Genomic DNA, 18,309 nt, shown 5'->3' on the forward strand with positions numbered 1-18,309 from the left:
GGACCTGGCCGTGGACGAGCTCGAGAAGGACCGGCTCCTGGACATCGCGGCCAGCTGCGGCGGAACCCCCGTCACCTACACCCCCGCCCCCTGACGCACAACGCCGAGGCCGCGACCGCCGTCGCCACCATTGGAGGAGCGGTGACCGTAGTCGGGGAAGCCCAGGCGGGAGCGCGCTCCCGCGGGTAGCCGGGTGGGCCGCCCCGGAGAATCTCGTGGGCGGCCCACCTTGTCATTTCAATCAGTGGCGACGAGGCGGACGTCCATGCTGATCGGGGCGTTCCAGTCCGGCGCGAGTCCCACCTTGTGCGGGTGCACTCATGCCGGTTTCCGGTCCTCGGTGTACCGGAAACCGGCGGGGCAGAACACCCGAATGTGCACGGCGCTCACCCTGTAGCGGTACGGGCTGAGCGCCGTCGCATGTCACATCCCATCAGGTCCGCTAGGTCCAGCAGGGGCAACATCTGGTGTCGGGCCGACGCGTGTGAAGGTGGTGCGTCCGGTGGCCGGGTTCAGCACCGCGACCTTCAGCGGGGTTCGGGCGGCGGCCTGGATGCGCGAGAGCCACGTCTGGTCCGGGACCAGGATCGTCAGTTCCGCCGGCCACTCGACGAGTGCTCCGGGATCAGGACAGACCACCCCGGCCAGCTTGAACGTGTCGCTCGTCCACTGCGGCCGGGCGTAGACGAGCAGCCCGTTGCCACGAGAAGGGCTCTGATCGCCGTACAGGATCGCTTTGCCCGAGGCGGAACGGACCATCTGGGCGAAGGACTCCCACACCCCGGCGTCAAGCCCCGCGTGCTGGAAGAAGCCTGCCAGCCGCTGCAGCTCCGCCCGTCGCTCCTGCAGTTCCGCCTGCCGCTCCAGCTCCCGCCGCTCGGCGGCCGCGGCCCGCTGCTCGGCTTCCCGACGACGGCGCTCGGCAGCCTCTACCCGCCCGACGGCTTCGGCATCGGCTTCCATCCGGGCACGCGCAACGGCCAGGTGCTCGTACGCGGGCGCCGTCCACCACACCGTGCCGTTCAGCCCGGTGTGGGCACACACCCGCCCGTCGAGGATCCACTTGACCGCGTCGCCGAGCGGGCAGGTGATGTGCACCCACTTCGCCTTCGCCTTCAGCGCGCGCGGCGCCCAGGCGTAGCGCGCCATCCCGTGCCACACCGTCCAGCTCTCGCCCCGCTGATGCGGAGAGCGCACCCTCAGCGAGGGCACGACGCGTTCCCACGGCCGGTCCTGCAGGGCGACCCAGCACACCGCCACACCGTCCCGGGCATAGCGGTCCGTACGCATCTGCGCCTCTTCCTGCGTCATGGGCGACAGCTGCGCCTCCAGCGCCATGAAGGGGCGGTCGTGCTCGTCGAAGACCATCACGTCGGCCCGCCAGTTCCGGGCCTCGCCGCTCACCTCCAGTTCGGCTCGCCAACCCGCCGCCCGAGCGGCCATGGCCAGCTCCAATTTCAGGAGGTGGTGCTCCGCTGACTCGTTCGCCAGCTCGCAGTTCACGGGCCGGACCTGGTGGTAGAAGTGCCGGATGACCTGCCTGGAGGCCCGGGCGAAGACCCGGCCGCCGCACTCCGGACACGCCAGAAGCAGCCCCTTGACCCGGTGGACGTCCGTCCAGGCGCGGCCGCACCCGAGATCGTCCATGGACGCGTCCAGCCGACCCCACACCGGGTGTACGGCGGTGTACCCCATCAGGCCCCCCTCGCGTTGCCCCACGGCAGCCAGCGTCCCCACACTGAGACGATCTTGTGCCGCGAATCCCGCAGAAGGGCGGGAACCCAGCGCCTTTCCGGCCGGTCCTGACCGGCCCCGGCCGCTGCACCGCCTGGCCGTCGCGGACACCGAGATCTTTCCGCCCTCCGAGCGGGAATGGATTGCGGAGCTTGGGCGTTGAGGGGGTTGGTGATGGATCCGCCGAACTAGTGATCCGAATGACCTGCTGTTCCGAGGCAGCCCGCACATGTCCGTGACGGGGCGACGAGAGCAGGCAGCCGCCATCTGTGTGCGCGATTCGGCCGTGCGCGCGTGATCACGTCTGTTCTCGTCAACAGGGGTGGTCGGGCTCTCGGCTGCCTGCTGGCATCGGAACTGACCTCCCCTCCATGTGCCTGAAAAGGGAGAGGTCTCATGACCGTCAAGGTCCTCTCGATTGTTGTTGTGCTGTGTGTGGCACTGATTGCTGCTTTGGTGTCCGGAATCGTGGTCGTTTCGCGAGGCGCGACCGTGCTGGCCGGGTTGGGTTCTGGCGGCACAGCCTTTCTGGGTGTGGCCACCCTCGGGCTCGTGGTGGTCGGCTTCCTGATGTCGTCGTCTTCCTGAGACCAGGAGGTGCAGGCGCACGATCGGACGCCGTTGTTCCTCATCACCCAGGCCGTGCAGCATCCTGCGGATCTCCGCGTGCAGCTCGACGTCGGCGGCGTTCACTGACGGCCGGGCCGGATCCGTCGCAAACGGATCCGGCCCGGCCGTGGCGCAGTTCTGGGTGGGCGTCTACAGTCGCCGCTTCTGGGACGGCATCGGCACCACCGGCTACGGAGAGAAGGTCCTGGAGCATCAGGACGGCGGTGGCGTTGTGGGGGTGGGCCGCACCCGGAGTTGAGCGGCACGCCGAGGCCAGTCTTCCCGGGGCGTCGGCGAACCGAGCTGATCTACGCCGATGCGTTCTCCGAGCGGGTCCGCTTGGAGAACGCATCGGCGGCGAGTGAGCAGTGCTCTGCGGCCAGTGTGCCTCTGAACCGGGGCCTTATCGGCGGTTGATGATGGCCACGGCTGCGACGATGGCTCCCGCGACGGTGCCGGCGGCCGCGACGGGGTCGGTGAGGGCTGGGTGCTTCCACAGCAGATACACCAGGCCGGCGCTCACAGCCTCCAGCAGGAGCACAAGCGTCAGGAGCAGCAGTGGCCACAGGGCCCAGTCCCGGTCCTGGTGTCCGGGCTGGGGGTGGGGAGGGGCGCTGGCCGGGACGGGCATGGGGATCGGAGTGAGGGACGGGTTGGCCGGGAAGACGAGGACGTAGTTGGGCGTGACGGACATGTCGGTCTCCTATTTTTGGGCGTCCGGGATCCCGGACGCCAGGGTGGACGGTGAGACGAGCCCGGGCAGCACGACGGCACCCTTGAGTGGGGCGACGTTCAGCTCGGAAACCTCATGGCCGCAGGAGGACTCCTGCGTGCGGACAGCAAAACGGCCCCGTCTGCTCGTGGAGATAGGGCCGTTCTCAATATGAGGTTTTTGGCATGGGGCATTAAGAGCCCCGGTGAAACATGGTTGTGCACACCGAAGTGCCTCCAGTGCATTGCCCGGGCAGGGCGACGCACGCAGGGAGGCCTGCGGCTCAACTTTGTGACTGTGTGTCACTCAGTTACGGGCGCCGAGTTTGCCGCAACTCGTCGTCCCTGTCAAGCACCTTGGAGACGCGGTGCGGCAGGGCGTGTATTGAGAGAAACGAACGCCGAGAATGGCCTCGACGCGGTCGACGCCCTCACCGAGGCCCTGGACGTGCCGACCCCGAGCTGACACAGGTACTTGCCGCCGTGGCGGACGCTACCAACGGCGCCCGTCGGTGCCTGGGCATCGCCGCCGAGAGCCGGGCGCCGGAGCCGGGCGCCACCGCACCGTCGGTGCCCGCCGCGCACAGGCCGCCGAAGCGCCGCAACCTCGGGCCCGGCTTCCAGGGCATCCGTACGGCCTCCTGACATCCGTACACGACGACGGGCCCGGTTAGGGCTCCCGGCTTTCTGGGGCGTGAACGCGAGCCGTCCCAGACCTGGGGAGGCCCGGGAGGGCTGATGGGTGCTCAGGGGGTCTACGCGGCGAATCCGATGTTGGTGACGTACTCGTACTGGCCCCACTGCGAGCCGAGGTCCGGGAGGACGTCGAGGGTCCAGGCGTCGTCGAGGCCCTGGTGGTCGCCGGTGGCCCAGGCCTTAACGATGCGGTCCCAGCGGCGGATGTTCATCGTGCGGTACTCGACAACCCGCTGGAGCGGTCGGGCGACCTGGGGCTGGTTGAGGGGGTGGATTTCCACCCGGGTGCCGCCGGCGGCGTTCAGCCGGGTGAGGAGGTGCCGGGCGACGTTGTGGCGGCGCACTTGGCGGTAGGCGGCGTCGATGCGGTCGAGGTTGGCCCGCGAGGGCTGGCGCCCGCCGTCGAGCCAGGCCCTGAAGGTGCGGTCGGTGACGGTGAGGCCGGCGTCCCGGGCCGCGGCGCGGCTGTGGTCGGTCCTGGTGAGGTAGTGCAGGCGTGCCATCAGGCCGCGTTTCGCGGTGACGGGGGTGGCGATGCCGCCGGCCAGCCGGTCGAGCTGGCGGACGACGGCGTCGGTGCCCTTGATGCCCCGGGCGCCGAACTTCCCGAAGTCGATGTTCTTCTCCGGCATGCTTGCACCTCTTTTCTCTGAACTTCCTTGTTTTACCGGCTAGTTGAGATTCTACCTTGTTGCTCTGTTTATAGTGGAGTGTGGGGATTTTTGGGTGTTAGCCCTTTGCTGCCCGGCGGGCTTCACGGCGCACCTGCCGTGCGTGGGCCGCCTCGGCCCACGCCTCCTGCCGTGCCAGCCAGAGTTCGCGGGTGTCCCTGCAGCCCTGGCACACCAGGCGCAGGGTGTGCGCCCGCAGCCGGGTACGGCGGTCCCAGCCGATCGGGAGTACCCAGCCGCGGGCGAGCCAGCGAACCGCCCACGGGTGCAGGCAGAGCTCGGCGACGAGGAGGCGGAGGTCGCCGGTGGAGGTCACCATGCGGTCCATGTGGTGCAGGCGGTCCAGGAGGAGGCGGGCCTGGGCCCGGGGGTTGTGGGGGTAGTGGGCGAGCAGCTGGTGCTGCTGCTCGGGGGTGAGGCTGTGCCAGTGCCAGATGCAGCGGGCCCTCCTGGTCCTGAGTCGGGTGATGAACCGGGCGGTGAGGGTGTGTGTGGTCATGGGTCAGCACTCTGCGGCTGCGGGTCCGTGGACGGAGGACGGGCATCGGGGCGGGGGCTCCGGCCGCACCGCGCGACGGGAACGCCCCACCGGCAGGGCAGTTACGTTCCGTGCTGGGCGTGAGGGTGCGCGCGTGGCCTCCGGGGTGTCACGCTCGGGCCGCCGAACTACCCCGGAGGCGAGCCCGAGGAGCCCTAAAATCGGACATACATTCACTTTTCATGGGCGGCGTGACACTTTCCAGAGGCGAGCGTGACACTCGTGTCACGCTCACGCTCCGTCAGCGTGACACGGCCCAACCTCCCCTGCAGCAGGGGGTTCCGCGCTCGGGCCCGCTCCTGTCCCGTTTCCGGCGACCTGGCCCCCGTCTCAGATGATCGGGCCCGTCGGTGTTGCCATCTGTGAGGAGTGGCAGGCCGTCAACCGAGACTGGACTCAGCCAGTCACGTGTGTGGTTGAGCGTGGCCGTTCAGATGCTTCTGTGCCGCGCTGATGAACTCCTTGGTCGCTGTAGAGAACGCCTGGAAAGCCAGGGCGAACGTCTGGCGTTCCTCTTCCCTGCTGCGGCCCGGGGGCATGCCTGGTGAGAGGGACTCCACACTCAGGACCGCCCCTGCTGCCATGAGGCGTTCGGCGGCAGCGATCACGCCGGGAGGACCTTCAAGCAAGACCAGATCGCCTGCATCGTTCATAGACTCGGCAGCGAGCCGCACCTCCTGAGCCACCTGCGAGATGCTCTGTCCGTCGTCGCGCCGCAGCTCACTACCGCCGGATGCATTCATCCTGGCAACTGCTTGCCCCATCGTCATCGTGGCATGACTGACGCGGCGGGCGGCCCTCATGAACTCGGCGTACGCGTCACGTTGGGCTGTGCGCCGGACAGCGTCGATCGGCCCGTGATGGGCACCGCGGCCTCCCGCCCGACCTGCTGCCCATGCAGCAGCGGCGGTGACTAGAACGGTTGGGGCGCCGATGAGTGCTGCTACGACCTCGGGTTGCATAGCAATGCATCTTGGCAGTACCCGCTGAGCCGTCCTGAACCGCCCATGGACAGCGAGTAGCAGCTCTCGTTCGGGGACTTCGTGTAACCAACTGCCCGATCAACTGAGACAGCAGTCCCCACCCGTCGTTCCGGGACCCGATCAACTGAGATTTCCGCCCGGCAGCCGTCTCAAACGATCTGGTCGCCGCAGGCCACACCCCTGCGCACGGACTAGATCATTTGAGACGGGACAGCTCCCCTGACCCCGGCGCACACCCCCACGCGGGCGCCGTACGCCCCTCTGAGCCGCGAACGGACCCCGCTGTCCTGTGCCACCGATCTTTGACCGATTGCCACTGAAGTTGGACCACTGCGCGGTTCGTGCCATCGAACCTTGACCGCCCTGGTCAGACTGCTCCAGGGTCCGCTGGCTGCTTCGTACCGTCAGCGGGCTCCGGTGCTGCCCGGGAGCTGGAGCTGAACTGCTCGCCGATGTTGTTCCACATGAAGCCGTCCGGCCAGTTCGGCTTCGCGGCTGCCCAGCCGAGCAGCGCCGCGAGGACCTTCTCCTGGGAAACGGTCATGGTCTGGAAGTGCTGCTCGGCCACGCCGTCCCGGTATTCGAGCTGGTAGGAGTTGTTCTCACGCAGCAGGACCTGGATGTACCAGCTGCCAGGCTGCTCCTCGTCCACCCGCTCCACGATCATGTGGGCGTTGCCCCACCGCAGGTTGGCCAGCATCGTTCCGATGGCGGGCTTGGTGGCGCGTTTCACCACGTGGCCGCGCTCGTTGGTTGCTATCAGCATGGCCGGATCATCCGGCAGGGGACTGACACCGCCTCGTGGGGCTTTGACCGGGGCGGTCAAGGTTCGATGGCACGAACCGCGCAGTGGTCCAACTTCAGTGGCAATCGGTCAAGGATCGGTGGCACAGGACACCCGCTCCGAGGGGATCCCGACCCCGGAGCGGGTGACAGGCGCTCAGAACGGCGCGGGGCCGCTGAGGTCGACGGACCCGGATACGGCGGCCAGCTCCGGGTACTGCGCGGCCAGCTCGGCCCGGAGTTGCGCGGTGCGCTCGTCGGCGATCCGCCGCTTCCATGGCTCCTCCATCAACACGGTGTCTTCCGCTCGGGGACGAGAGCGGCAGCGGAATCGCTGATCCTGACCAGGCCTTCTGGGTTCAGAGGGGTCCTCGGCTGGGTTCTGGGGCGATCACAGCGAGGCGTTCGCCTCCCTTTCGGGCTTCTCTCAGGAGATCGTGCCAGTCGGTGGCGGGCAGCCAGTTCTTCTCCATGAGGTGGGCAGTCCAGTCCAGAAGGTCGGCCCGGGTGCGGAGCTTCCCGGCGGCAACGCGGTAGTGGCTCCCGCCACGCTCCGGGTCGCAGCCCACGTGGGTGGCCTGCCAACGCGCCTGATCCGGCCCCTCCAGCAGATCCACAAGGTCCATGGCGAGAGCCCTGTCGGCGGCCCGGGCGTGCTGCGCCTTCCACTCTCGCTGGACCGCGTTCACTTCGGCGGTGTGGGCCCACAGGTACCCGGCATCGTCGGAAATCCTGTGTCCGCAGCCCTGGCACACCAGGAACAGCTCACGGGTCACGCGTCCTCCTTTGGCTGGCCTTGAGGTAGTTGCTGTCGCTGCCCCTGAGACGGCACCCATCTCCCGAGACGACACCCCCTACCCACCGGACAGACCAGACCGCTTCTGCACCGCCAGGTTCAGCCTTCGGTCCACGAGATCAGCAAGTCGGGCAACCCCGGCACGCTCGCTCGGCGTCAGGTCGTCGATCGTCGCCTCGATGGCGTCCCGGAGCCGCTGGCTCACAGCAAGCGCGGTATGGAATTCGACCTCGTCGGCTCCGAGCATTTCGAGGTACCCGAGGTCGACCAGTCGTCGGACAGACTCACGGGTCTCCGTATCCGGCATGCTCAGTTCGGCAATCAGCCAGTCCAGATCGCCGTACGGGGCGCAGATGTCCAGCAGCCACCGGCAGCGCAGGTACACGCCGAGATCGGTCGCGGAGAGGCGAGGGTCGGTGATGGGGTCGTGGGAGATGACGATCACGTCCGGCCCGCCCGTCTCGCTGTGCAGCCGTACCGGCTCGGGACCCGGCATGTTCACCGTCCCGCCCTGGCCCCGGCGCGCCGGGCAGCGCCCATGAGGTCGGGCAGGGAGCGTCCCGATGCCTTGCGGAGCTTGGCCGCCAGGATCGGCTCCATGTTGTACTGCAGGGCTTCGGCCATGCCTGCCTGGACCTCGTCCTCGGTGACCGGGGTCCGGTACATCCGCTTCAGCATCCCCGCCGTGTACGCGTCGAAGGTCTGGCTCACCCCGCCGCCCTTGAACGTCAGGCTTCCGTCATCGTGCTGGATCGCTTGGGGAGCATCGGAGGGCGGCACCAGGACCTCGGTGAGCAGCCGGAGCGGCGCGCCGTCCGGCATGCGGGTCTCCAGCACCGTGACGGCCTGGTGCAGCGGCTTCCACATCTGCACGACGTGCGGTTCGGCGGGCCGGTGCAGGATCATGCCCAGCGGGTCAGCGATCGCGATCCCTTCGCCCGGTCCCAGCACGGTGAAGCCTGCCTGCTGGTAGTACGGCACCAGGAACAGGGTGCTGGTGGTGAACGTCCCCAGCATCAGCCGGTAGTCCAGAGAGGCGTAGTGCGCGACGGCTGTCTCGATCAGCCGGTGCCCCAGGCGGCATCCGCCGGCCTGCGGGGCCACCGACAAGGCCTCCATCTCCACCACCTGCTGGGCCACCCACGAACGGTGCTCCGGGCTCAGGAGCTTAATCGAGCCGATCCAGCCCAGCGGCGGAGCAGCCGACAGCACCCCCACGACCTCGCCCCGGCGGCGCTGGGCGATCCACGCCGAGCGCACACCGCACGAGGGATCAAGCTTTTGCCGATGAGCTGCCAGGCGGGCGAGTTCCGGGCCGGTGTCCGGTCGGATGAACTCCACCCTGCCCAGCAGTTCCGCCACGGCATCCTCGTCGGCCGCCCTCGGCTCACGGATCAGTAATCCGCCGTTCGTGGTGCGCTGTGCTCGAACAGCGGCTCGCGCTCGCGATGCTCGTCCCATACCCCCTCAACGAACCGGTCGTTGTTCTGGCACGCTGCGGCTTCAGACCGGCCGTGACGGCCGTCACGGCCGTCCCTGATTCCCGTGCAGCCGGTCGGACAGAGCGTAGGGGGCGGGAGCGCCTGGCCGCGGGCGAGCCGGCGGACGGCTCACCGGTGTGGGGGCCGTCCGTTGGAACCGCCGTACGTCCTTCTGGGCCCCTGACACGGGCCCCCGACCCTGCGGAGGCCCGGGGCGGCTGGCGGCGGGAGGAGGGTTTGGCTGCGGTCAAACCAGGAGCCCGTTCTCCCCGAGGTCGGCAGCTGCCGCGCCCAGGAAGGCGTTGTACGCATCGTCTGCCCGCGACTGCAGCAGGTTGAGGTCGGGCCTCTCCGGGTCCAGGCCCTCGCTGGACAGGAGCTCGGCATAGCTGGGTGATGGCGGCGTGAGCGGGCCGGTATCCAGGTCTTCCCCCTTGTGGGCCTCGATGGCCCGGCAGGTCGCCCTGCTGAGGAGAACAAACCTCTTCCTCAGCTCCGTCGCAGCATCAGCCACTGGGCGCGTGGCGTCCAGGTGCAGAAGGATCCGCTGCCGGTCAAACTCCATCTGCCGGAACCTGAGCGCCTTTTTCCAACGCTTGTGCGCGTCCTCGATCCACTCCTCGCGCTGCTCCGGGAACCGATCGACGCGTCCGAGCGGGATGAGCGTGGTGGCGAGCATGTCTTTGTAGCGCCCGGACGTCTCGGCGAAGCTGGTGTAGGTGGTCCGTCTCGCCTCTCGTAGGGCCCGGAGGGTCTCGGTCCTGGTCTGGTGACGGGCGGTACTGCGGCTGAGGAGTGCTGCGGTGGCACCCGTCACCGCTGTGCCGAGGGATCCGACGGTGGCGCCGAGCACGGCGGCGAGTCCTGCGTCCATCGCGCCACTGTGACGGCCGCCGTCCGGGCAGTGCGAGATAGAGATCAGCCATCCGCATCCGGACAGCGCCGCGGCACGCCTGGGGCGGGTCGGCGCCGGAAGCCGGCCGGGACGCCAGTCACCTCTCGTGGGCCGACGCGAGGGTGACGGGATGCACTCGCGTCTGCGGGTTCAAGGAGTGGTTTACGGCCAAAGACGAGGTTATCTGCGGCATCCCGTCGCTCGGAACGCGACTGTCAGAGCTGACCGATGTCCCCTGTCCCGTCAGGTTGGCCGCCATCCGGGCCAGATCATGCAGGAGGAGCGATTCTCATGCCTTTCGTTGCTCTCCACCCAGAAGCGGGCCGCCTTGACGCCACCCAGCCCGGTCTCGGGGCCGGTCTGGAGTGGTCCCGGGTCTACAAGGTCTCGCCCCGCGTCGCCCTCACCTGCCCCGAATGCGCGTGGGGTGTGCACGCCAAGCACTCGCCGAGCCGGGTGCGGTTCTTCTGCCATGACAGCGGGCGGCCGCCGGAGTGCTCACTGGCGAACGAGTCCTGGGAACACCACATGCTCAAGCTGGAGATGGCCGGGGCCATCCGCGCGGCCGGCTGGTTCGCCGAGCTTGAGGTCGCGGCAGCCGACGGCTCGTGGCGGGCCGATGTGATGGCGGTCTCGCCCGACGGCGAGCGGCGGATGGCGTGGGAGGCTCAGCTGTCCCCGATCACGGTGGAGGACATCACGGCGCGGACCGACCGGTACACGGCCGAGGAGGTCGCGGTGTGCTGGGTTTCTCCCCACAAGCGGCCGCCGGTGTGGCTGGGGTCCGTTCCTTCCGTCCGGGTGCGGGCGCCCGAGGAGGACGGTGAGTCCTGGGTCGTGGACGACGGGCTCGGGGGCTTCGCCTCCGGCAGGTGGGTCTTCCAGGAGGCGGAGCTCGCCCAGTTCGTGAGGTGGGCGCTCCGCGGGCAGTTGCGTCCGTGCCGGAGTCTGCCGCACCACTGCGAGGTGCTGCGGTCTGTTGACGGGGAGAGCCGCTGGTTCCTCCGCGATCTGTGGTGGACGTCCCGTCAGTCCGCCGAGGCGCAGAACTCACACGAACGGGAACGGCTGCAGCGGGAGGAGGCCGCTCGGCGGCGGGAGGCCCGCAGACAGGAGCTGGAGGACGCGTCCCGGGCACGCCGCAAGGCCTGGCTGGCCTCGCCGGCGGGCCAGAAGGCGCAGAAGAGGCGCCAGGAGATCAGAGACCAGAAGGAGGCCCAAAAACGCGAGCAGAAGGCGGACAGCCGCCGGGCCCGGGCGCAACGCGACGAGGAGATTGCCCGCCACCGGGCGGAGGTCCGGGAGCGCCGGGAACGCCGGGAGCGGGAGTTCGCGCTGGCGCAGGAGCGCGAGGCCCAGCAGCGGGCTGCCATGCAGGAACTGGAGGTGCGGGCACACGCCGTGGCGGAGGCATGGTGGGCGCGGCTGTCCCGCTCCCAGGTGGAGGAGCTGTTCAGGGCCGTCTTCGACGCCGCGTGGGAGCGCGAAAGGCTCCGGGTGCGGATTCCCGAGGGCGGCGGGGTCGCGGCGAGCTTCGCCTACGGAGTCCCGGTCCACGCCTCCAGCCGCCTGTACGGAATCGTGCGGCCCTGCCCGGAGCTGCTTCCGCTCTCCCCTCAGCTGGTCTACCACCAGGTGTTCGTCCGCGATGGGCGGGAAGCACAAGCCCTGGAGGGAGGCGGTCTGCGGGCCGCTCGCATCACTCACTTCGGGTTCGCCGGCCAGTCGTAAACGGTCCTGCCCGGCGCACAACAACGCCGCCAGGACCCGGAGACACCCGGAACCCTGACGACGTGTGTGTTCGGGGGAACCCGCTGCCACGAGTTCTGACCCAGTTGGTGCATATCGAGTTGACTACGGCCGAGACGACCGAAGGAGAGGAAGAAGAGGGCATGAAGGGGCCCAGTACCCGCCTATCAAAAAGGACATAAGGGTGCCTTATTCCTAAAAAAGACAGGCGTGCTGCAGTACAGAAACGCGACGCGTCTCCCCGTGCACAGAGGGCATACGTCTCGCAGGTACGGCGCAGCGATGCGGCTCCCCATGACCTCACATAGTCCTCTCCCTACCACATTATGTGTGTGTGAACAGGTAGAGAGTGCCTCCACTCCGGGGTCTCCCGCTACAGCCCATTTCAGTTCGTCCCACCTTCTCGTGGAACGGCTCTTCCCGGTCTGTCGCAGGTCAGAGGGATGAAGGCCGTCGAGAGGCATGGCTCCAGGCTTCAACTGCCCCGTGATGTCCCGGTACTTCGACTCGTACTTGCTAGGCGCGGCGCTTGCACGACGGGAGAATTTGCGGGAGGTGTCGGATCTCCCTGGCCCTGCCAGGCCGGGAGATCGCAACGACACCGATCGAGTTGACTACGCGACCGAGAGGTGAACGTGAACCGCAATCCGAACACCGCACGCACTCAGGGGGAGAAGTCCCCTGTCTCCCAGCTGGTGCCCGCCGTCCCCGCCGTCATGGTGGTGCTCGTCCTCGGTGTCTTCACCGTCCTGATCCTCACGGGCATGCCCCTGGAGACGGCCGCCGTCACCGTGGGCGTCGGCGGCATCCTGGGCATCGAGCTGGTTCGCCGGCTGATGAACCTCTTTCCCACCCGCCGATAACGATGGGGCGCCGGACGAGCGCCCCTGCTGAGGTGACCAGGAAGGAACTGGCGGAGTGGCTCCGGTCGCTCCGCCCGTCCTGGTTCACCTACAGCCAGATGGCGCACCAGTCGAAGCAGTTGGGTCACCCCGCTTCAGCGGCAGCACTGTGCCGGGCGGACAAGGGCCGCAGCCTCCCTCCGTGGAAGACCGTCGAAGCGTATGTCCGGTCCTGCGAGGGGTCGGTGTCCGAGGCCAGGAAGCTCTGGGGGCGCGCGGCCCGGGCCGCGACCCAGGTACGGAGTGTCAGGGTCTCCCTGCCGAGGACCGCACCGGCTCTCCCTTACGTGACGGAGCCCGCCGAGCTCCTCCTGGCCATGCGGAGCCTCCGGATCGCCGCGGGGCAGCCGTCCCTGCGCGAGCTCGTCAACCGGGCCGCTGTCCCCGGTGGGGGCGGGAGCTACCTGCCGCGCACCACCATCGGGGACGTGCTCAGCGGCAAGCGCGCGTGCACCGAGGTCGTGCTGCTGCACTTCGTAAAGGCATGCGGCGTGACCCGCGAGTCCGAGATCCACCAGTGGATGAACGCATGGAAGCGGGCCTACCAGCCGGAAGGAGTCGCCTCCCGGTACAGCACAGCATGCTGAGAACCCCGGATGCGGCCGCGGGACCCGAGCACCAGCTCGGGCCCCCGGCCGACCAGGCCCGGTTCAGGTCCTGCGGTGCTCGCGGCGGCGGTCCCGGCAGGGCCCGCACAAGGGGTTCCCTCCGACTCCGTACCGGTGGGTGAGCTGGCGGCAGGCTGCGCACGGACCGACGTGCCCGGGCGCGCAGCCCAGGGAAACTGCCGTGGCCCGGCGGTCCCTCCGGGGCGCATTCGCCGGCGGCGCGGTCGGCGGGGGCGGGGGTGGTGCCTCGGCCGGAACGGGCTTCTCCGTGTCTGCCCGGGGAGCGGCGAGAGTGGCGGGGTCGTGGAGGGTGATGCCAGCGGGCATGAGGGCCTTGGTGTCACGGGGGAGGCGTCCGCGGCGTTCCTTCTCCTCTGTCCGTTCCTGGTAGACGCACTGGCGGCTGAGGGGGAGGCGCCCTGGCTCCGCGGGGTCGTTGTCGTCGACCGTTCCCGGTTCGGGTTCGGCCACGGTGTCGCTGGTGGCGTCGAGGTACCTCTCGCGGTCCTGGGCGGTGACCCACAGGTGTGCGGCCCGGGCGCGGCGTCCGGGCTGTGCGGGCATGTAGAGCGGGACGAACTCGTTGGCGGCCGCAGCCGTGACGAGCCGGTCGAGGTGCATTCCCAGCACGGGTACCCAGGTTCCGTGCCACTTGGTTGCAGCGTCCGTAGCCCCGGTCGGGGCAGGGCAGAGGGTTGCGGCTGTCGCACTTCTTGAGCTTCAGGTCCTTGACCCCGCCGCGGATGAGGAGCGCGTTGCCGCTGGAGAAGGCCTCCAGCGGCATCTTGTCGATGCGGGCCCAGGGGGTGCGTTCGATCAGCGGCGCACCGATGTCGTCGGTGGTCCACAGCGGGGTCAGTCCGTCGGCGCGGGCAATGTCGCTGCGCTTGGTCACGGAGTGGGCCGTGGCGTAGGAGAGCTGGATCTCACAGCCGAGCTGCAGTCCGTTCTCGCCGTGCACAAGAACGTCGGTGCGGCGGCGGCCGTCGGGCGCGCACGCTTCGAGGTCGGCGGAGAACCCGGCCCGTTCCGCGACCCGGGCGATGCGTTCCTTGAGTGCCTTGTGTCTCGGGCTTTCCGGGGCGGTGGGATGCCGGACGCCCGTGCTGTAGTGGACGGCGACGGGACGCCCTTTCTGGAGCCGGAGAAACATCCATTGGGGGCAGCCCGGGTCGTTCTCCCGGCACTCCAAGCACTCCAGGTCGCCTCTGACGGTCTTGCCGTGCAGCGACTCCCACAACCGCCGGTCCCCGGCGGAGGTGAGGTCCAGCTCGGAGAGGTTGATCGCCCCGAGTTCCTTGTGGAACACACCATGAGCCATACCCACCGACGCTACGCCCCGCCACTGACAATCAACAGAGGGTTACATGGATATGGGCCGCCCTGGCCTGGGAGCCCAGGCCGCACGAGGGCGCCCTCCACCGGGAGGACGCCCTCGCGACCACTCAGACCCGCTGCGCCGCACTGTCAGGGCTCACGGAATCGCGTTGCTTCTTGCGGGCGCGGTAGGCGGCCTGTTTGCAAGCGTTTGAGCAGTAGCGTTTGGGGCGGCCGCCCGTGGTCATAAAGATGTTTTCCGGCAGGAACTTACGGCCGCAGGTGCAGGTCACGACAATGGCCTGCACTGCCGCGTCGGCCCATCTGCGAAGTTCCCGCGACCGCGCTACGAAATCGCCGTCGACCTCTTCGCGAAGGCGGTGCGCGCTGCTGGGATGCCTCAGTCGGCTCAGGGCCTTGTACAGCAGTTCCCTGGCCTGTTCCTCGGTAACGCCCAGGCGCCGGGCTGCTTCCTGCATCGAGAGTCCCCAGATCACGAGCAGGACCACGATGCCGATCTCACGCCGGTTCTTGATCGAGTTCAGGGCAAGCCCGATGCTGCTGATGTCCGCCCGCTCCACTGTGGGGTCACGGTATGGACGCTGACGCCTCATCGGTTCCCTTCCCCGGGAAGAGCGGGCGGGTTGAGTGCAGGGGTGGCTGCCAGCTGGCCGGCCACGATGGTGACCGGCGGGGGCAGGGCCTCGCTCCCCTGAGGAAGAGCTGGCTCGGAGGGGGGATTCTCCCGCGTCTTCCCCCAGGGAAGGAAGCAGGCCAGGCTGGCGACCACATCGCCGAGCCCGGCCAGGACGGCAGGGAGGTCTTCCGGACGTGACTTGTCGACCACGCGCCGCGCGATCACCAGGACCGCGATCACCAGGATTGCCAGCGCCGTGAGGACGACACAGGCCACGCTCACGAACCACCACGGGTCGAACACGAAGAACCTCCGGAAACAAAAGAAGCCCCGGCGGGAACCGGGGCCTACTGATGGGAGCGGGTACAAAAAAAGCCCCCGCTTCCCTGGCGGGAAGTCGAGAGCATTGTTGTATGTGGGCACACTGGTGCCGCAGTAGGAGCACTATCAGGCAGGACGAACTGGACGCGATCGACCCGGGATGGTGCCCGGCGTGGGACACGACATGGCAGCGCCGTCTGCGCCTGGTGCAGGCGCACGTCCGGGCCGGTGGGGCGCTCCCGGCCACCTCCGGGACGGTGGTCGTCCAGGGCGAAGACCTCGGACGCTGGGTCACCGCGCAGCGGGACGCGGACCAGTGGGGGCGGCTGGTGCCCGCGCAGCGGCTGCTGCTGGAGAGCCTCGGGATCGAACCGGCCGGGAAGAACGAGCGGGCAGAGCGGGCGGGGCGGGGGCACGACGCCAAATGGGCACTCGGCCTCCGGGCCGCGCAGGCATTCCACGCCCGTGAGGGGCACCTTCGGGTGCCTCGGAAGCACGTCGAGCACCTGGCGGTCGAACCGGGCGCGTCGGACCGTCAGGGGGGCGCTGGCGAGGCTGTGGTGGTGAAGCTCGGTACGTGGGTCGACAACGCCCGGCGGCGCGGCGACAAGCTCACCGAGCAGCGGCGGGCGGACCTGGATGCGCTCGGGATGCGCTGGTAGTCGGGGAGGGGGCGGGAGGGGGTGATGAGAATCTGTGGAATCGGCCAGCCCCGCTCGCATTCCTCGCTTGGTTGATGGAGCAGCAAGAGCGCGGATTGCCAGCCAGTTGATGCAGTCAGAGGCGGGGATGGCTGCGGGTTCTGCCATGTGATGGCAGTGGTTTGCCGTGTCAGTGCCAGCAGGGGGCGGCAACGGTCAGCACCGTTGACCCTGCCTCTCGGCGGCCGACCGCGCCCCGTTTAGGATCCGCCGTACCGCCGCATCGGCACCCGCAGCCTTACGGAGTCCCATGACCGTCCCCGCCCCGCAGCCTGCCGTCCGGCCGGGCTTCGCTCCCGCCCTCGACTTCGCCTTCGAGGTCCGCGCTTTCCTCGCCCCCGCCCGGCACATCGGACACGGCGCCGGCGAAGCCACCGAATTCGTCCCCATCACCGGCGGCACCGTCGACGGCCCCCGCCTGCGCGGCACCGTCCTGGCCGGCGGCGGCGACTGGTGCGACAAGCGCGGCGGCGTTTATCAGCTCGACGCCCGCTATCTCGTGGAGGCCGACGACGGCGCGGTCATCGACATCACCAACCGCGGCTATTACCACGAGGAGGACCCCGACAGTCCGTCCCAGCACGAAGGCGCCCTCCAGGTGTCCGAGGCAGGCGTGTACTACCGCACTTCCCCGGTCTTTCGCACCGACGCCCCCGCCCACCTCTGGCTCGCCCGCACCGTCTTCATTGGGCTAGCCCGCGGCAGCGACTCCGAAGTCTCCATCCGCTTCTACGCCGTGGCGTGACCGCCATCGCGGCAAGTCGCAAAGGGAGAAGGCGGGCTGGGGAGCTTCGGAGAGCAACTCCGGGCCGTCGCCGAGCGCGGAGTGGGGAAGTTCAAAGATCCTCATCAGGGGCGGGCATGTGCCCGCCCCTTTCGCGTGTCGTGTTTCGTGGCCCGGCCGTCCGGCCCGGCGCCGCCCCGCCCCCTGCCCCGGGGGTACCTCTACCCCTGGCTATCGCGGGGATAGAGGTGTCGGCGTGGGGTGGGGGCTTGCCCGCCGGGTCTGATCTGCAGAAACGAGCGGTGTCCGATTTGGGGGGTTCACACCTGCGGTCACACCTGCGGTCCCCCGCCGGGTGCAATCCTCCGGCCCCCGGTAGAGCCCCCTTCCGGTGCAACCCCGGTCGGGGGCCGGGGCGAGGACGGGGGCAGTTCTCACAGCGGGCGGCAAGCCTTCTTCGTGGGGTGGCTTGCCGCCCTGCGGGGTGGCTTGCCGGGCCCGGTGCCGGGTCGGGTGGGTGGTTCTTCCCCTCGCGTACGTGGGCGGCATCCTGCGCGTCCTGACGGCCCGGGATGCGCGTACCGGGGTGTTCCCCGTTGCCGCTCGCTCCGTGTCGTCCGCTGGGGGGGGGTGCCGCCTCGGGGGCCGGGGGCTGGTCGCGGGAGAGGGGGGTCACAGGCAGTCGTTGGTGACGTCCCAGCAGGTCTCTTCCGGGAAGGGGTCCTCACTCTGTGACGGAGAGGGTGTGAAGACTGGCGGCGGGGGTTCGTAGTTGGTCGGTTCCCGATGGGTTGGCTGGGGCCTGGAGCTGTTGGAGGGCTGCTTGTTTTTGGTCGGGCCCGGGGGCGTGGCTCGGGGGGTGCTGTCCGGTGGGGCGTGCTCTGCCGGGGTCTGTGCCGTTTTGTCCGGGGAGGCTTTGTTTGTGGCTGGGGTGCTGGGTGTGTGGGCCCGGGGTGTGCTGGTTTTTGTTGACGGGGCTGGTGTGTGTTTCGCGGGTGTGTGTGGCTTGCTGGTGTCATCGTCGGGGGCCAGGGATATGCCTGTCACGGCGGCTGTGAGGAGAAGGATTACGGCGCTTGCCCCGAGCACAAGTTTTGGCCGCCGGTGAAGGGGTGTTGCCTGCGCGGGAGTAGTTTCTTCCTCCGCCGGCTGCGGGGCCTCCGGTTGCGGGGGAGCCGGGTCGCCGTGGTCCGTTGAAGGGTCCGGTGCCGCGGCAGTGGCGGCAGCGTGTGTGGTTGCCGGTACGGACGCGGCGGATGCCCCGTTCTTTTTGGTCCAGGAACCCTCCTGCGGGATCTTGCCGGGGCTTGCCCCGGCGGGTGGACCGCCGTCCTTGTCCTGCGTGGATCCGGCGCTGGGGCCTTCTGCCAGGCTGTGCGCGGGCGTGTCTGCCGCTGCCGGCCTGGCGGAAGTGGCGGCGGAGGAGTTCTCGGTCTCGACAGCCAGGCGGCGG

Annotated in this window: 22 protein-coding genes and 1 pseudogene; 8 read left to right on the forward strand and 15 right to left on the reverse strand. The window is 69.0% G+C overall.

Annotation, left to right across the window (positions count from 1 at the left end; translation table 11 throughout):
• Positions 1 to 423: 423 nt before the first annotated feature.
• Entirely contained in the window at positions 424 to 1,719 is a 1,296-nt protein-coding gene (locus tag ACWCXX_RS37580) for a competence protein CoiA (RefSeq protein WP_451135304.1), read from the reverse strand.
• A gap of 411 nt (positions 1,720 to 2,130) precedes the next feature.
• Here ACWCXX_RS37580 and ACWCXX_RS37585 point away from each other — a divergent pair, with 411 nt between their 5' ends.
• Positions 2,131 to 2,322, forward strand: coding sequence for a hypothetical protein (locus tag ACWCXX_RS37585; RefSeq protein ID WP_451135306.1), 192 nt, complete (start codon positions 2,131 to 2,133; stop codon positions 2,320 to 2,322).
• 148 nt (positions 2,323 to 2,470) lie between these two features.
• Positions 2,471 to 2,602: a hypothetical protein gene (locus ACWCXX_RS37590; protein WP_451135308.1), complete on the forward strand. Its 132-nt coding sequence runs from the start codon at positions 2,471 to 2,473 to the stop codon at positions 2,600 to 2,602.
• Between the two features lie 144 nt (positions 2,603 to 2,746).
• Here ACWCXX_RS37590 and ACWCXX_RS37595 read toward each other — a convergent pair whose 3' ends face one another.
• Entirely contained in the window at positions 2,747 to 3,037 is a 291-nt protein-coding gene (locus ACWCXX_RS37595) for a hypothetical protein (protein WP_451135310.1), read from the reverse strand.
• 500 nt (positions 3,038 to 3,537) lie between these two features.
• Between ACWCXX_RS37595 and ACWCXX_RS37600 the strand changes: the two genes are divergently transcribed.
• Positions 3,538 to 3,699: a hypothetical protein gene (locus ACWCXX_RS37600; RefSeq protein ID WP_451135312.1), complete on the forward strand. Its 162-nt coding sequence runs from the start codon at positions 3,538 to 3,540 to the stop codon at positions 3,697 to 3,699.
• Positions 3,700 to 3,809: 110 nt separating this feature from the next.
• Here the strand turns inward: ACWCXX_RS37600 and ACWCXX_RS37605 are convergent, their stop codons facing one another.
• The 9 genes from ACWCXX_RS37605 to ACWCXX_RS37645 all read right to left on the reverse strand — a co-directional run bounded on the left by ACWCXX_RS37605 (position 3,810) and on the right by ACWCXX_RS37645 (position 9,876).
• Complete coding sequence (locus tag ACWCXX_RS37605) at positions 3,810 to 4,382, reverse strand: transcriptional regulator (protein WP_451135314.1); 573 nt, start codon at positions 4,380 to 4,382, stop codon at positions 3,810 to 3,812.
• 97 nt (positions 4,383 to 4,479) lie between these two features.
• Positions 4,480 to 4,920, reverse strand: coding sequence for a hypothetical protein (locus ACWCXX_RS37610; protein ID WP_451135316.1), 441 nt, complete (start codon positions 4,918 to 4,920; stop codon positions 4,480 to 4,482).
• A 443-nt stretch (positions 4,921 to 5,363) separates the two neighbouring features.
• The gene (locus ACWCXX_RS37615; RefSeq protein WP_451135318.1) at positions 5,364 to 5,762 is read right to left on the reverse strand and encodes a hypothetical protein; all 399 of its coding nucleotides are present in this window, start codon (positions 5,760 to 5,762) and stop codon (positions 5,364 to 5,366) included.
• Between the two features lie 547 nt (positions 5,763 to 6,309).
• Positions 6,310 to 6,708, reverse strand: coding sequence for a hypothetical protein (locus ACWCXX_RS37620; RefSeq protein ID WP_451135320.1), 399 nt, complete (start codon positions 6,706 to 6,708; stop codon positions 6,310 to 6,312).
• A 174-nt stretch (positions 6,709 to 6,882) separates the two neighbouring features.
• The gene (locus ACWCXX_RS37625; protein WP_451135322.1) at positions 6,883 to 7,014 is read right to left on the reverse strand and encodes a hypothetical protein; all 132 of its coding nucleotides are present in this window, start codon (positions 7,012 to 7,014) and stop codon (positions 6,883 to 6,885) included.
• 70 nt (positions 7,015 to 7,084) lie between these two features.
• Positions 7,085 to 7,501, reverse strand: coding sequence for a hypothetical protein (locus ACWCXX_RS37630; protein ID WP_451135324.1), 417 nt, complete (start codon positions 7,499 to 7,501; stop codon positions 7,085 to 7,087).
• A gap of 78 nt (positions 7,502 to 7,579) precedes the next feature.
• Entirely contained in the window at positions 7,580 to 8,017 is a 438-nt protein-coding gene (locus tag ACWCXX_RS37635; protein ID WP_451135326.1) for a hypothetical protein, read from the reverse strand.
• Positions 8,018 to 8,019: 2 nt separating this feature from the next.
• On the reverse strand, positions 8,020 to 8,883 hold the full coding sequence (locus ACWCXX_RS37640) for a GNAT family N-acetyltransferase (RefSeq protein WP_451135328.1): 864 nt from the start codon (positions 8,881 to 8,883) through the stop codon (positions 8,020 to 8,022).
• A gap of 366 nt (positions 8,884 to 9,249) precedes the next feature.
• Positions 9,250 to 9,876: a hypothetical protein gene (locus ACWCXX_RS37645; RefSeq protein WP_451135330.1), complete on the reverse strand. Its 627-nt coding sequence runs from the start codon at positions 9,874 to 9,876 to the stop codon at positions 9,250 to 9,252.
• A gap of 312 nt (positions 9,877 to 10,188) precedes the next feature.
• Between ACWCXX_RS37645 and ACWCXX_RS37650 the strand changes: the two genes are divergently transcribed.
• The 3 genes from ACWCXX_RS37650 (at position 10,189) to ACWCXX_RS37660 (ending at position 13,135) form a co-directional block, all read left to right on the forward strand.
• Complete coding sequence (locus tag ACWCXX_RS37650) at positions 10,189 to 11,628, forward strand: competence protein CoiA family protein (protein ID WP_451135332.1); 1,440 nt, start codon at positions 10,189 to 10,191, stop codon at positions 11,626 to 11,628.
• A gap of 653 nt (positions 11,629 to 12,281) precedes the next feature.
• Positions 12,282 to 12,509 carry a hypothetical protein gene (locus tag ACWCXX_RS37655; protein ID WP_451135334.1) on the forward strand — a complete coding sequence of 76 codons (228 nt, stop codon included), beginning with the start codon at positions 12,282 to 12,284 and terminating at the stop codon, positions 12,507 to 12,509.
• A gap of 32 nt (positions 12,510 to 12,541) precedes the next feature.
• Positions 12,542 to 13,135: a hypothetical protein gene (locus tag ACWCXX_RS37660; RefSeq protein ID WP_451135336.1), complete on the forward strand. Its 594-nt coding sequence runs from the start codon at positions 12,542 to 12,544 to the stop codon at positions 13,133 to 13,135.
• Positions 13,136 to 13,198: 63 nt separating this feature from the next.
• On the opposite strand, the gene ACWCXX_RS37665 is transcribed toward ACWCXX_RS37660, so the two are convergent.
• From ACWCXX_RS37665 to ACWCXX_RS37680, 4 genes and pseudogenes are all read right to left on the reverse strand, one after another.
• Positions 13,199 to 13,786: a hypothetical protein gene (locus ACWCXX_RS37665; RefSeq protein ID WP_451135346.1), complete on the reverse strand. Its 588-nt coding sequence runs from the start codon at positions 13,784 to 13,786 to the stop codon at positions 13,199 to 13,201.
• 220 nt (positions 13,787 to 14,006) lie between these two features.
• Positions 14,007 to 14,477: pseudogene (locus ACWCXX_RS37670) on the reverse strand (competence protein CoiA family protein); the annotation flags it as partial.
• 124 nt (positions 14,478 to 14,601) lie between these two features.
• Complete coding sequence (locus tag ACWCXX_RS37675; RefSeq protein WP_451135338.1) at positions 14,602 to 15,054, reverse strand: sigma factor-like helix-turn-helix DNA-binding protein; 453 nt, start codon at positions 15,052 to 15,054, stop codon at positions 14,602 to 14,604.
• 29 nt (positions 15,055 to 15,083) lie between these two features.
• Positions 15,084 to 15,413 (reverse strand): hypothetical protein, encoded by a 330-nt coding sequence (locus tag ACWCXX_RS37680; protein WP_451135340.1) that lies wholly within the window; start codon positions 15,411 to 15,413, stop codon positions 15,084 to 15,086.
• A 110-nt stretch (positions 15,414 to 15,523) separates the two neighbouring features.
• Between ACWCXX_RS37680 and ACWCXX_RS37685 the strand changes: the two genes are divergently transcribed.
• Positions 15,524 to 16,093, forward strand: a complete 570-nt coding sequence (locus ACWCXX_RS37685; RefSeq protein WP_451135342.1) for a helicase associated domain-containing protein — start codon at positions 15,524 to 15,526, stop codon at positions 16,091 to 16,093.
• A 289-nt stretch (positions 16,094 to 16,382) separates the two neighbouring features.
• Entirely contained in the window at positions 16,383 to 16,877 is a 495-nt protein-coding gene (locus ACWCXX_RS37690; protein WP_451135344.1) for a DUF3237 domain-containing protein, read from the forward strand.
• The last annotated feature ends 1,432 nt before the right edge of the window (positions 16,878 to 18,309 follow it).

It is taken from the genome of Streptomyces sp. NPDC001732 (assembly GCF_053596315.1).